A 13,622-nucleotide genomic window follows, 5' to 3' on the forward strand; every position below is an offset into this window, starting at 1 on the left:
CTCCACAGGAAGTTTTATTCTTTTAGGGATATTATAACAATATTGGAGACCTTGTCATGACCTATGAAACGCTTACTATAGCTTGCCTAAAGTGTGGAAAACCCCATACCTATGTTCGAACCAGAAGTTTCAGAAAATACTGTTCGCATAAATGTGCCGTTGAATATAACGCACAATTAACGCATAACAAACTCATCAAATCACGATTGATTACTGAATACTATATTAAATTTCCCCACAAAAGATTTTTAGCATCGACAAAAGCCTCAGCAAAAAAGCGAAACTTAGTGTTTGATATTTCAGAAACCTGGTTCAAAAGTAAATTAGCCAGGGGTTTCTGTGAAATTTCGGGACTACCAATTAAAACTAAAACCTATGAGGCCGGTAAAGTTGGGGAGCGTTCATTCTATTCACCCTCAATTGATCGAATCGATAATGCTATTGGTTACGTTGAGTCGAATTGCCGGATCGTTTGCTGGGGCCTTAATATGGCTAAATCCAAATTTACCGATCGAGATATTAATGCCCTGGCTTTGTCATTGGTTCTCAGCCATATTCCGGAAAGAGTGCAGCAGGATGTTATATCGTGTTTGCCAAAAAATCTATTGGCATCATTGCCATCAGGAAACCCATATTATTAACCGCTATAAGCGACGAGAGAGCAGATGATAAAGTTGAATCTAAGCGGCTATTTTTTAACGCCTCGGCAATGTTGAGGTCGCAAAAAAATAGAGTGTGTTAACACATCACTTGGATTCGACTTATATGTTCTTTGGGAAGGATTAGGCTAACGCCCAATGCCATGACCCAAAAAATGAGGTCAACCAATTTAACAAGTGCCAACCTATCTTTGTTTCAGGGCTTTAACGCAATCATACTGACTCCATCAACAACAGCCGAGCCCTGGAAATTATTGCGTAGCCTGATATTGCAACGGAAAGTTATTCTTAAGAGCCACCGACTTCACCAACAACAAGAATGCCAGTTTTTTTCTACTGAATCCCTCAAGCATTTGCAGCCATCATTGCCGGAAATAAATTGTGCGCTGCCAAATCTAAAAAGGGCTATAGAACTGTTCGCATAGAAAAATGATGCAGGGCTTGATCTAGGAAGAAACGAAGATGAGATAGTATTCCTATAGGCCTATTCCTCATTTTAGCCCGTATTATTACGCCTACCCAGTTACACAAATAACGTCAATTCATCAGTTTAGTAGCTGGTCGAGTAACTTTCGAAACACCCTCCATCTTTACAAGTGTCGAATCAAGACCTGCCTAAAAGGCTATGTAAAATAGCAATTCTTCCCTATTAAGCAAAACAGTCTGTTGGGCCATGGCTTCACGTTGATAATCGTCTTTTCCGATCCGCAAAGATAATAATAAATACGACAACAAAGCCGCTCTTACTGTAATCGTGGATTTACCCTCCAACATGCCAAAATCGCGCTCAATCGCCAGTTTTTGCGAATCGCTCAAACCAGGATGCGGGCCGATTTCAACCGTCAATTGAGTTTCCCATAACGTATCGACAGGGTTGGGTTTTTCCAGCTTACCTACCACCATAGCCTTATGAATCCTTGCCAACACAAAATCACGGAACTCATTATGCGAATAACTAAACGCCCGCATATGCCAGCGCCATCCGTCAAACACCAGCGTGTGAGGCTGCACTTTGCGAACCGCAGGCTCGGACGTTGTCATTGATTGATAACCGATTTCTAACACCAAACCGAAACGCGCCGCCTGCAACACTGGCCGTAACACAGCCACATCAATGCGCCGCGTCGGCGATGGCAGCACTTCAATTGTTGGCAGATTACTCATCAACGTCACTACGGGTGACGCAGCGGATTTGGATGCCTGCAACACTTGCAAACACTCCTGCGGACTGCCGGTAATCAGCAGCGGCGTAAATTGTTCGGTAATCAGATAACGCTTCAACGAACGGTCGTACCGTAAATTATCCGGTCGAAACGACAAATACAGCGCAATATCCTTGGTCGCCTGCACCCGGCTGATCGAAAATGTATCGGTTAAAAAATTGGTGATCAGCTCGCCAGTCCAATAAACAGTGGCTTCCAGCAGCGTTAAACGCTGCTTAACATCCCATTTGAAAAAATCTTGCGGAATTTCGGTCATAAATATATGAAAATAAAGATTGCATGACAATTAACTACTAGTATAAAGTTTACACCAAGTGGAGAGCATTACCGATACTTTCCAGCCATTATCTAATATCGAACTACAATCACTTCTCTTGGCGGCTGAGTATGGAAGCAAGATAGTCATGGTTAGTAAAAGTTGTATGCCTTTTTCAGATCACTCTATAAATCAACATCAATGATAAAAAACCAATCTTACATAGCCCATGTACGTAAAACGGATAAAGAACAGCAAAGTGTCGCCACCCATTTGCAGGAAGTGGCTGAAATTGCCAAAACCTTAGCAGCGAAAATCAATGTGCCTGAAGCAGGCGAGTTGATAGGACTATTGCATGATTTTGGTAAATACAGTGTCACTTTTCAAAACTATATTCAATCCGGTACATGATTAGACCAAGACATATAATGCCAACAAAACAATCTAATCAAGCTTTATATTATGCCCACTCAGGTAAACGTGAAGATTTATCAGATGGTCAAACTTTGCTGTCTCACCTGAGTAAGGTAAGCGAAATTGCCGAGCAAAACGCTCAATGGTTTGGAGCTCAACAATTAGCCAAATATACCGGCTTACTCCATGACCTTGGCAAATATTGCCCTGAGTTTCTGAAGCGCTTAAAAGGTGGAAAAGTCAGAGTAGACCACGCCACCGCCGGGGCACGAATAGCTGTTGAGCGCTGGCAGCTAATGGGAAAATTGATTGCCTACTGTATCGCTGGACATCATGCCGGTTTGGCAAATGGAATAGATAAAGGGCAGCAGCGTTCAACGCTGGATGATCGTTTAAAGCTTAAACCCGGTATAGACATTCCTCATCTTGACCCGGTATGGCAGCAGGAAATAATGCTGCCGACGCACTTAAAGTTACCAGCAATAAAGCCGCATAAAATTTGGCCCGGCTTTCAATTGGCTTTTTTTACGCGCATGATTTTTTCATGCTTGATTGATGCAGACAGAAAGGACACCAACAACTATTATCGACGATTAGAAGAAAAAGAAAATGCTGAATCAATCTATCCGCCGCTGCCTGCTTTGCGAGAGCGGTTCAATGCAAAATTAGCAGAAATCCAGCAGAAGCTGGCAACCCAGCCGCCGAAAAGCATCAATCAACTTCGGCAACGCATACTCAACCACAGCCGCAAACAAGCGGAATTACCTCCAGGTTTGTTTTCTCTCACCGTACCGACCGGAGGCGGAAAAACTTATACCTCAATGGCCTTTGCATTGGATCATGCCATTACCCACCAGTTGCGGCGGATAATTTACGTGATTCCATTTACCAGCATTATTGAACAGAACGCCAACGTCTTCCGTGAAGCATTTGGTGACTTGGCTGAGGCGGTCATAGAGCATCACAGCGCTTTTGACGATACCAAGCTGCCGAATAACGACGCTCGCGACACCTTGAAACGAGCAATGGAAAGTTGGGATGCGCCCGTTATTGTTACTACCGCCGTGCAGTTTTTTGAATCCTTGTTTGCCGACCGGCCTTCGCAATGCCGCAAACTGCACAATATTGCCGGTAGTGTGATTATTCTCGACGAGGCTCAAACCTTGCCGCTTAAATTGCTGCGGCCAATCATGGCGGCGATCGATGAATTGGCATTGAACTACCGGTGCAGCATTGTTTTGTGCACGGCTACCCAGCCCGCGTTAAAAAAAGCGGAGGGTTTCATCAATGGTTTTGAAAATGTCCGGGAAATTTCGCCCGATCCGCTCGCGTTGTTTACCGAACTTGAGCGGGTAACGGTAAAAAACATCGGTGAGCAAACTGACGAGCAACTGCTGAGACATTTACAGGAAAAAGAACAGGTACTCATCATCGTCAACAACCGCCGTCATGCTCGTAGTTTGTATGACAGCATGAAGAAATTGAAGCTGGAGGGCGCGACTCATCTGACTACTTTGATGTGCGCCAAACATCGCTCACAGATTTTAGAAAAAGTGCGGGAAGACTTGCTACAGGGAAAACTCTGTCGTTTGGTTTCAACTTCTTTAATTGAGGCGGGCGTTGACGTTGATTTTCCCTGCGTACTTCGTGCCGAAGCCGGATTGGATTCCATTGCCCAAGCCGCAGGGCGTTGTAACCGTGAAGGCAAGAGTGAGCCTAAAGACAGCGAAGTCTTGATATTTCAAAGCCCCGATTGGCGTGCGCCGCCCGAACTGGAGCAATTAGCCGGTAATATGCGCGAAGTTATGCGCAACCATAGCGGGAATTTTCTGTCCCCCGGCGCTTTAACGAGCTATTTTAATGCGGTCTACTGGTCTAAAGGCGAAGAGTTGGACAAGAAGAAAATTCTGGAAACGCATAACAATCACTGTCGGCAATTGAGTTTTCCTTTTCAGAATATTGCCCGCGACTTCCGCATGATAGAAACCATGCTCAAGCCTGTAATCATTGAATTTGACGACAAAGCGGAAAGACTGCTGCAAGATTTGGAGTTTGCTGAAAATGAAAGCGGCATTGCCCGCCAGTTGCAGGTTTATTTGGTGCAAATGCCTGAGCATGGTTTTAAAGAGCTGTTACAAGTTGGCGCTATCAAACCTATAAAACCCGAGAAGTTCGGCGATCAGTTTTGGCGTTTAACAGATCCCGATCTCTACGATGGAGGGGCCGGTCTTAGTTGGGACAACCCAGTTTTCATTGAAGCTGAGAAAACAATAATTTAAATCGGAGTAAGGTTAATCATCATGGCTTACGGCATAAAATTGCATATCTGGGGCGATTACGCGTGTTTTACCCGCCCGGAAATGAAGGTAGAGCGCGTGTCTTACGATGTCATCACGCCGTCGGCGGCACGGGGCATTCTTGAGGCAATTCACTGGAAACCGGCAATTCGCTGGATCATCGACAAGATTCACGTTCTGCAACCGGTGCGTTTTGAGTCGATACGGCGTAACGAAGTCGGCAGCAAAATTTCCGCTGCTAAAATCAAAACAGCCATGCGTAATCAAAGCACCCAGGGTTTATATCTTGTCGCGGACGATTCCAGAGAACGTCAGCAACGCGCTTCAACCGTATTGCGCAATGTTGCTTATATTATCGAAGCTCATTTTGAATTAACCGACTTAGCTACCGACGAAGATAACGAAGGCAAGCATCTGGATATATTCAATCGCAGGGCGCTAAAAGGCCAATGCTTCCAGCAACCTTGCATGGGCGTTCGCGAGTTTCCCGCTTATTTTGCTTTGCTGGAACCGGATAAACCTTTGCCAGCATCAGCATTGAAGCCGGAACAACTTAACCGCGATTTGGGCTGGATGCTTCATGATATTGATTTCGCCAACGGAATGATGCCGCATTTTTTCAAAGCCGAACTTAAAAGCGGAGTAATCACAGTGCCAGACTTTTATAGCGACGAGGTGAAAGCATGATACTGAGTTCCTTGGCGAAATATTATCAACGGCTGGCGGATACGCCTGATGCTATTACCGGTTTAGCGCGTGTGCCGTCTTATGGATTTAGCGAAGAGCGTATTAGTTATATTTTGGTCCTTAAACGCAATGGACAGCTTGTGGATGTGCATTCAAATTTATCGGATGACAAAAAACCAAAAGGCAGATATCTGACTGTGCCTTGGTCTGTTAAACGAAGCGGGCAATTTACTGAAAAAGCTTTTAAGGAAGGCAAAAATAATGCGTTTTTTCTTTGGGATAAAACGGCATATTTTCTTGGTGTTGAATCTGACGGTAAAAATGGTTTGAAAATATCCCAGCTTACATTTGAAGCCTTTAAAAAATTACATCTGGATTTATTGGCTGATGCCGAAGACGAAGGTTTGCGCGCTGTTTGCCTATTTTTAAGAGATTTTTGGAAACCTGAACAATTTGCCTCCCCACTTTTTAAAAATGAAATGCTTGATGCTAATTTTGTATTTAAGCTCGATGGTGACACGGAATATATTCATGAAAGGCGAGAAGCTACGAATGTTTGGCTAAAAGTTATCGCACCTAAGGCTGATGCCAGTAAGGCTATTTGTCTTGATACAGGAAAACATGAGCCATTCATGAATTTGCATCCATCCATAAAAGGCGTTTATGGAGGACAAAGTTCAGGCGGCTCGATTGTTTCCTTTAATGCCGATGCCTATACCTCCTACGGAAAATCGCAGGGCGAGAACGCACCCGTTTCGGAAATAGCTGCATTTGCGTATACCACGGCTTTAAATTATCTGCTCAGACGAGAAAACAACCAATGCATGTCTCTCGGCGATACCAGCACGGTTTTTTGGGCGGTTGCCGGTGATGGACAAACAGCGCAGCAAGCCGAATCCTTGTTTTCGTTTATGCTGAACATGCCCGCAGACGATGGGCAACAAACAGCACAAATAAAACCAGTATTGGACAAAATAGCAAAAGGCAGACCTTTAAAAGAGTTTGCGCCCAATCTTGACCCCGAAACCCGCTTTTTTGTCCTGGGGTTAGCGCCCAATGCCGCAAGAATGTCGATTCGCTATTGGCTAGACACCACCTTTGGACAATTGGCTAGCCATATCAGTGAACACTTTCAGGATTTATCCTTGAATCCATTGCCCTGGCGCGAACCGCCTTCGGTTTGGCGTTTGCTGATCCAAACAGCGACGCAAGGCAAGAGTGAAAACATACCACCTCAATTAGCAGGCGAAGTAATGCGTGCCATTCTTACCGGGCAGTCCTATCCGCGTATGTTACTGGCGCAACTGATTCAAAGAATCCGTTCGGATGGCGATATCAACGGCATTCGAGTAGCTATGATAAAAGCCATTATTCAACGCGATTTTCGTAAAGGATTGATACAGGAGGAAGTACCCATGAGTTTAAATTTAAGCAGCACTCATACCGCCTACCGTTTGGGAAGGCTTTTTGCCGTCATAGAACGAATTCAGGAAGCCGCTTTAGGACGCGACTTAAATAGCACAGTAACCGATAAATATTACGGCACGGCCTCGACCGTTCCTTTTTCGGTATTTCCCCGCTTATTGGCGGGCAGTCAGAATCACTTGACGCGGCTGCGTAAGGACAAACCCGGTTACGCAGTCAATCTCAAAAAAGATTTAGCTGAAATTATTGCCGGGATAGAAAACAGTTTTCCTCGCCATTTATCCATCGAAGAGCAAGGGCGATTTGCCATTGGCTATTACCACCAAAAGCAAAGCTATTTTGAAAGCAACAAAAAAGCCGATGCCGTTGCCGACGAATCTAACGAATCAACAAATAATAAAGGATAACCATAATGACCATTCAAAACCGCTACGAATTTGTTTATTTATTTGACGTAAGCAACGGCAATCCCAATGGCGATCCCGATGCGGGCAATATGCCGCGTTTAGACCCCGAATCGAGTAAAGGCTTAGTTACCGATGTATGCCTAAAGCGAAAAATCCGTAATTTTATTGAATTGACCGATGAAAAAACGCCCGGCCATGAAATTTATGTCAAAGAAAAAAGCATATTAAATCTGCAAAATAACAAAGCTTATGAAGCGCTTGAAATTAAGCATGAATCGAAAAAGTTACCCAAAGATGTAAATAAAGCGGCTGAGATAACCAGATGGATGTGCGAGCACTTTTTTGACATACGCGCTTTTGGCGCGGTTATGACCACTGAGGTTAATTGTGGCCAAGTTCGCGGCCCCTTACAACTGGCATTTGCCAAATCAATAGACCCGATCATCCCTCTTGAAATATCTATCACCCGCATGGCGGTAACCACTGAAAAAGAGGCCGAAGATCAATCGGGCGGAAATCGTACCATGGGGCGCAAGCACATCGTTCCATATGGCTTGTACCGAATCCATGGTTTTATTTCCGCTAAACTGGCGGAAAAAACCGGCTTTTCGGATACAGATCTGGAAAAAATCTGGCAAGCCCTGAGTTTAATGTTTGAGCATGACCGCTCTGCCGCTCGCGGAGAAATGGCGGCGCGTAAATTGGTTGTGTTTAAACATAACGATGCTTTAGGCAATGTGCCGGCGCATGTGCTATTCGACCGAGTAAAAGTTGAGCGTATTAATGGCGAAAAAGACACGCCGGCATCAAGCTTTAACGACTATAAAATCAGCGTCGACAAAGCTGATATTAAGGATGTCGTCATAGACGAGAAGTTTTGAGGGATTTATTATGCCAACGCTTAATTTATCCACGCTGCCCGCTAATGCGCAGCAAGCGTTACTTGATTTCTATGAGTTTCTTCAAAAAAAGCATGCTAACAAATCAATTAATCCTGAGGCATCGGCAAGTCATCAACAGCCAAGCTATACCGATTTCAAAACCTTTATTATGAGCATACCTCAAATAGAAGGCATTGAGTTTGAGCGGAAGGGGCTTTATTAGGAATCATGCAATTAGAACCCATCTACCTTTCCCGCCTGCAGCACTACCTGTATTGCCCGCGTCAATTCGCCTTGATTGAACTGGAAAATATATGGGTCGAAAACCAATTTACGGCGGAAGGCCAGGTATTGCATCAGCGAGTCAACCAGGCCGATCTGCAAAAGCGTGGTGATGTGCGCACGGTATGGGCATTACGGCTGGCTAATAGTGAACTGGGCATTGAAGGGGTTGCCGATTTAGTGGAATATCATCGGCAAGCAGATGGTACAGAAATTCCTTTCCCTATTGAATATAAACGCGGCAAACCCAAAGCGCACCGCGCCGATGAGGTGCAGTTGTGCGCTCAGGCGCTTTGTCTGGAAGAAATGCACGATGTCGCGATACCGGAGGGCGCCTTGTTTTATGGAGAAGTGCGACGGCGGCACCCGGTAACTTTTGATGCTGAACTACGCGACTTAACACTACAAACCATCTTGGCTTGCCGGGACATTGTGCAAACCAACATCACACCTCATGCTGTCTACCAAACCAAAAAATGCAAAGGTTGTTCGCTAATAGACCAATGCCATCCCAAAGATTTTACTAAATCAGCGTCTGCCTGGCTGGCGGCACAGCTAAAAAAGGATTAAACATGCGCCCATTACGCAACGTGATTTATGTGCAAACGCAAAATGCCTGGTTACATAAAGACAATGAAAATTTGGTATTAAAAGTGGATAAGGAAACCAAAGCGCGCATACCCATTCATAAATTGCAGGGTTTAGTGTGCTTTGGGCAGGTCACTATTTCGCCTTATCTGATGGCACATTGTGCGGAAAACGGCATAACCATTACCTTTTTAAACATGTTCGGTAAATTTTTGGCGCGGGTAGAAGGTCCTATCAGCGGCAATGTATTATTACGCAGAACACAACATCTAACCGGGCATAATGTTGAAAAAAGTGTTGCGATTGCTCAGACCATGCTGACTGGCAAGATCTACAACCAGCGCTATGTGCTTAGGCGGTATCTTCGGGACCACAGCGAAAAAATCACCGACGACAACGTACTGACCAACTTGCAAACTGCCGAGAAACGCCTGACTCGCTGCATAACACAACTAACCGATTGCAAAACCATCGACACCTTGATGGGCCGCGAAGGTGAGGCCGCGCAAGTTTATTTTGGTGTGTTTAACCACCTAATTCGACAAGCTGATTTCGAGTTCGATACCCGTAGACGAAGGCCGCCAACTGATCCCGTGAATGCCTTGCTGTCATTTTGTTATACCTTACTCACCCATGATTGCCGCTCTGCGTTGGAAACCACCGGACTCGATCCTGCTAGTGGGTTTTTGCATCAGCTGCGTAGCGGCAGACCGTCATTGGCGTTAGATTTGGCCGAAGAGTTTAGGCCGATGATCGACCGATTTGTATTGTCACTGATTAACAAACGACAACTGGTGCCTAAAGATTTTGAAACTTGGCCGAACGGATCGGTGACACTCAAAGACGAGCCTAGAAAGACCTTGTTAGCAGCTTGGCAAGATCGCAAACAAGATACTTTATTGCATCCATGGTTTGAAGAAACCGTACCGGTCGGTTTATTACCTTGGCTGCAAGCTCAGATTTTGGCGCGTTTTTTACGGGGAGACAGCGATAGTTATGTGCCCTTTTTATGGAAATAGAGCGGGAATTTTATACCCAAGGCGGTACAAAAGATGATGATTTTAGTGACTTATGATGTTAGTTTTAAAAGTGAAACCGGGCCAAAACGTTTACGAAAAATGGCCAGATTATGTCTTATCTACGGCCAGCGCGTGCAATACTCGGTTTTTGAAATTGAAGTGGATATGGCGCAGTGGACACAACTAAAAAACGACTTGATTAATGTGATGGACGAGGAGTTTGATAGCCTCAGATTTTATTACTTGGGCAATAACTGGGAGCGGCGTGTTGAACATATTGGCGCTAAAGCCGTATTAGATTTGAACGGCTTGTTATTACTGTAATGCGAACCCTAAGCGAACATAAAATAACCAGTCTTCGTGTTAATGTTAAATCATTGTTTTTTATGATTTATTGTTTAATTGATAAATAACCTAGAATGTTTTCTGCTTATGCTGTGATTGGTTCGCAATATCTTGGTCTTTTGACTAATGATTTCAATCAATTAAGCTTATGTAGTCGCGCCCCGCGTGGGCGCGTGGATTGAAACGGCTTCCGCTGCCGCGTCGTAGCGGTGCGCGCGTCGCGCCCCGCGTGGGCGCGTGGATTGAAACACTTTGCCGGACCCATGGCGGGCAACGATTGCAGGTCGCGCCCCGCGTGGGCGCGTGGATTGAAACAGTCGGACCAAGAGTCTGAAACCTACGCCTGGTGTCGCGCCCCGCGTGGGCGCGTGGATTGAAACTATATTACAAGACCCTAAAATTTTGGCTCTCGGGTCGCGCCCCGCGTGGGCGCGTGGATTGAAACGCGCTCAAACAATCGCCCTACCTAAATAACCGCGTCGCGCCCCGCGTGGGCGCGTGGATTGAAACGCGCTCAAACAATCGCCCTACCTAAATAACCGCTTGTCGCGCCCCGCGTGGGCGCGTGGATTGAAACGAAAATCCTGGTTTAGAAATAGAAAAAACGTTTAGTCGCGCCCCGCGTGGGCGCGTGGATTGAAACGATAAAAACTTAAAAATATCAGGATGGACATCAAGTCGCGCCCCGCGTGGGCGCGTGGATTGAAACCTCTTTCCCTGCTTGCCCTACTGGTCAAACAAGGTCGCGCCCCGCGTGGGCGCGTGGATTGAAACAGCGAATCCCTGTAGAGTATTGCGCTCGAATACGTCGCGCCCCGCGTGGGCGCGTGGATTGAAACGCCCTGGTCCCTTTTTTGTCGATGTTGCGCTCGTCGCGCCCCGCGTGGGCGCGTGGATTGAAACTCTCCATTCATGCAATTAATAAAATGCGTGTTGTCGCGCCCCGCGTGGGCGCGTGGATTGAAACTATTTACTATCGCCTTCGGAAAATCGATAATAGAGGTCGCGCCCCGCGTGGGCGCGTGGATTGAAACAACGATGATCTTGATTCGGGCCGTGGCTCAACGTCGCGCCCCGCGTGGGCGCGTGGATTGAAACATTCATTCACGAGTCAAAACCCAAAGCGGGAAGTCGCGCCCCGCGTGGGCGCGTGGATTGAAACTGGCTGTGCGTCCTGGCGTTCTCGCGTTCTACGGTCGCGCCCCGCGTGGGCGCGTGGATTGAAACCCTGTGTTGAATTGGGTATCAGACTATGAGCAAGTCGCGCCCCGCGTGGGCGCGTGGATTGAAACCGAGGTGCGGCATTCGGGCCTGTGGTTTGATGCGTCGCGCCCCGCGTGGGCGCGTGGATTGAAACACCAAAAAACCGTCCGGACCGTGGCAATAGATAACGTCGCGCCCCGCGTGGGCGCGTGGATTGAAACAATATGTTGTATTACATTGAAATGGAATATGTGTCGCGCCCCGCGTGGGCGCGTGGATTGAAACTAAATCTACGTCGGTTTTTTTGATGAGCTGAGCAGTCGCGCCCCGCGTGGGCGCGTGGATTGAAACTCGTGAAATTCCTCGCTCGCTTCGTTGCTCTTGTCGCGCCCCGCGTGGGCGCGTGGATTGAAACCCGTCAATCGTTTTATTGACAAATATCCGGTAGTCGCGCCCCGCGTGGGCGCGTGGATTGAAACTAACAACAACCGCATATCCTCGCGGTGCATCATGTCGCGCCCCGCGTGGGCGCGTGGATTGAAACAGACATGCCGGGGCGGGGGTAGTGGATTTCTTGTCGCGCCCCGCGTGGGCGCGTGGATTGAAACTTGCTGTACTGCCGCTGCCGGATTGGTGTTTCATGTCGCGCCCCGCGTGGGCGCGTGGATTGAAACTTATCAATTTCAAGTTGATTGCGCTCAATAATGTCGCGCCCCGCGTGGGCGCGTGGATTGAAACCGGTTGCGCCGTCCGGGTAGCGGGCTACGACATCGTCGCGCCCCGCGTGGGCGCGTGGATTGAAACAGGTTTATAAGTTGTTGGAGCTGGAGAGGGGAGTCGCGCCCCGCGTGGGCGCGTGGATTGAAACTCCGGTTGCGCCGTCCTTGGCGGTGGTTGCTTGTCGCGCCCCGCGTGGGCGCGTGGATTGAAACGACCTGGACAACTTTACAAAAGGCCTATGGGACGTCGCGCCCCGCGTGGGCGCGTGGATTGAAACTCGGTTAATCCGGCGCGTTGCAGCTCGGGCGGCAGTCGCGCCCCGCGTGGGCGCGTGGATTGAAACCACCGATCAGACCGCGCGGCCTGAATCTTGTCGAGGTCGCGCCCCGCGTGGGCGCGTGGATTGAAACCGGCATGAAGGGATGCCAATGCACGGCCACCTCGTCGCGCCCCGCGTGGGCGCGTGGATTGAAACAAATCGACCCAAAACAACCAAGCAGCAAGCGCGGGTCGCGCCCCGCGTGGGCGCGTGGATTGAAACAGTACCGACGCATTTGCCGTCCGGATTAACGATGTCGCGCCCCGCGTGGGCGCGTGGATTGAAACCTCTCATCGTATTGTCGCCTTGGCCTCCAGGCCGTCGCGCCCCGCGTGGGCGCGTGGATTGAAACTCGTCATCATTAGAAACACCCAAAAAAGGGCGTGTCGCGCCCCGCGTGGGCGCGTGGATTGAAACCATGATGCAAGGGCCACCGCTCTTACCCGGCGTCGCGCCCCGCGTGGGCGCGTGGATTGAAACCTGATGTTTGGATTATGTAATGCTCTGCCCCTGTCGCGCCCCGCGTGGGCGCGTGGATTGAAACCTAAGCCCGTTTGTACCAAGCCCGCCAACGGCGTCGCGCCCCGCGTGGGCGCGTGGATTGAAACGCCAACTTATATAAATCCTTTCTGGCAATGGTTGTCGCGCCCCGCGTGGGCGCGTGGATTGAAACAGCATCGGGATAATTAGCGCCATCGGCTACAACGGTCGCGCCCCGCGTGGGCGCGTGGATTGAAACTATAATGGGCATCGGCCTCGGTAAATGTCAACGTAGTTGTCGCATCAGTTAAAAATTAGTGGACAGTAGTGTCGGTTTTTTTCGCCGCATTATTGTTTGGTTTATCAGGATTTAAACAGACTTCTGGCTGCCAATCCCAGTTTCGGGTGTTACGACTC

At 47.9% G+C, this 13,622-nt stretch carries 11 protein-coding genes and 1 CRISPR repeat array; of the genes, 10 read left to right on the plus strand and 1 reads right to left on the minus strand.

The genetic code is table 11. The features are described from left to right. Positions 1-56: 56 nt before the first annotated feature. A complete protein-coding gene (locus Q7V32_RS09045; RefSeq protein WP_304896655.1) occupies positions 57-641 on the plus strand; it encodes a hypothetical protein in 585 nt (194 codons plus the stop codon). Between the two features lie 633 nt (positions 642-1,274). Here the strand turns inward: Q7V32_RS09045 and Q7V32_RS09050 are convergent. Further along, positions 1,275-2,138: a WYL domain-containing protein gene (locus Q7V32_RS09050; RefSeq protein WP_304896656.1), complete on the minus strand. Its 864-nt coding sequence runs from the start codon at positions 2,136-2,138 to the stop codon at positions 1,275-1,277. Between the two features lie 201 nt (positions 2,139-2,339). Between Q7V32_RS09050 and Q7V32_RS09055 the strand changes: the two genes are divergently transcribed. From Q7V32_RS09055 to cas2, 9 genes are read left to right on the plus strand one after another with little or no spacing between them, the layout of a single operon-like run. Further along, complete coding sequence (locus Q7V32_RS09055) at positions 2,340-2,549, plus strand: CRISPR-associated endonuclease Cas3'' (protein WP_304896657.1); 210 nt, start codon at positions 2,340-2,342, stop codon at positions 2,547-2,549. Positions 2,550-2,566: 17 nt separating this feature from the next. Next, positions 2,567-4,831, plus strand: coding sequence for a CRISPR-associated helicase Cas3' (cas3, locus tag Q7V32_RS09060; RefSeq protein ID WP_304896658.1), 2,265 nt, complete (start codon positions 2,567-2,569; stop codon positions 4,829-4,831). A 21-nt stretch (positions 4,832-4,852) separates the two neighbouring features. Next, positions 4,853-5,536 (plus strand): type I-C CRISPR-associated protein Cas5c, encoded by a 684-nt coding sequence (gene cas5c / locus Q7V32_RS09065; RefSeq protein WP_304896659.1) that lies wholly within the window; start codon positions 4,853-4,855, stop codon positions 5,534-5,536. Next, positions 5,533-7,368, plus strand: a complete 1,836-nt coding sequence (cas8c, locus tag Q7V32_RS09070) for a type I-C CRISPR-associated protein Cas8c/Csd1 (RefSeq protein WP_304896660.1) — start codon at positions 5,533-5,535, stop codon at positions 7,366-7,368. Before cas5c ends, cas8c begins: the two co-directional genes overlap by 4 nt. 2 nt (positions 7,369-7,370) lie before the next feature. Then, on the plus strand, positions 7,371-8,249 hold the full coding sequence (gene cas7c, locus Q7V32_RS09075; protein ID WP_370691448.1) for a type I-C CRISPR-associated protein Cas7/Csd2: 879 nt from the start codon (positions 7,371-7,373) through the stop codon (positions 8,247-8,249). Between the two features lie 10 nt (positions 8,250-8,259). Then, a complete protein-coding gene (locus Q7V32_RS09080) occupies positions 8,260-8,472 on the plus strand; it encodes a DUF2281 domain-containing protein (protein ID WP_304896662.1) in 213 nt (70 codons plus the stop codon). 5 nt (positions 8,473-8,477) lie between these two features. Continuing rightward, complete coding sequence (gene cas4 / locus Q7V32_RS09085) at positions 8,478-9,101, plus strand: CRISPR-associated protein Cas4 (protein WP_304896663.1); 624 nt, start codon at positions 8,478-8,480, stop codon at positions 9,099-9,101. 2 nt (positions 9,102-9,103) lie between these two features. Further along, complete coding sequence (gene cas1c / locus Q7V32_RS09090; RefSeq protein ID WP_304896664.1) at positions 9,104-10,138, plus strand: type I-C CRISPR-associated endonuclease Cas1c; 1,035 nt, start codon at positions 9,104-9,106, stop codon at positions 10,136-10,138. Between the two features lie 33 nt (positions 10,139-10,171). Continuing rightward, positions 10,172-10,462 carry a CRISPR-associated endonuclease Cas2 gene (cas2, locus tag Q7V32_RS09095; protein WP_304896665.1) on the plus strand — a complete coding sequence of 97 codons (291 nt, stop codon included), beginning with the start codon at positions 10,172-10,174 and terminating at the stop codon, positions 10,460-10,462. 174 nt (positions 10,463-10,636) lie between these two features. Then, positions 10,637-13,464: direct repeats of the CRISPR family, unit length 32 nt; unit sequence GTCGCGCCCCGCGTGGGCGCGTGGATTGAAAC. The last annotated feature ends 158 nt before the right edge of the window (positions 13,465-13,622 follow it).

The sequence above is a fragment of the Methylicorpusculum sp. genome (assembly GCF_030651835.1).
Taxonomy (GTDB): Bacteria; Pseudomonadota; Gammaproteobacteria; order Methylococcales; family Methylomonadaceae; genus Methylicorpusculum.

Excerpts from the sequence above, each read along its gene's own strand:
- cas1c (WP_304896664.1), top strand. The coding sequence starts at position 9,104 with ATGCGCCCATTACGCAACGTGATTTATGTGCAAACGCAAAATGCCTGG.
- cas3 (WP_304896658.1), top strand. The coding sequence starts at position 2,567 with ATGCCAACAAAACAATCTAATCAAGCTTTATATTATGCCCACTCAGGT.
- cas2 (WP_304896665.1), top strand. The coding sequence starts at position 10,172 with ATGATGATTTTAGTGACTTATGATGTTAGTTTTAAAAGTGAAACCGGG.
- cas8c (WP_304896660.1), top strand. The coding sequence starts at position 5,533 with ATGATACTGAGTTCCTTGGCGAAATATTATCAACGGCTGGCGGATACG.
- Q7V32_RS09080 (WP_304896662.1), top strand. The coding sequence starts at position 8,260 with ATGCCAACGCTTAATTTATCCACGCTGCCCGCTAATGCGCAGCAAGCG.
- Q7V32_RS09045 (WP_304896655.1), top strand. The coding sequence starts at position 57 with ATGACCTATGAAACGCTTACTATAGCTTGCCTAAAGTGTGGAAAACCC.
- cas4 (WP_304896663.1), top strand. The coding sequence starts at position 8,478 with ATGCAATTAGAACCCATCTACCTTTCCCGCCTGCAGCACTACCTGTAT.
- Q7V32_RS09055 (WP_304896657.1), top strand. The coding sequence starts at position 2,340 with ATGATAAAAAACCAATCTTACATAGCCCATGTACGTAAAACGGATAAA.
- cas5c (WP_304896659.1), top strand. The coding sequence starts at position 4,853 with ATGGCTTACGGCATAAAATTGCATATCTGGGGCGATTACGCGTGTTTT.
- Q7V32_RS09050 (WP_304896656.1), bottom strand. The coding sequence starts at position 2,138 with ATGACCGAAATTCCGCAAGATTTTTTCAAATGGGATGTTAAGCAGCGT.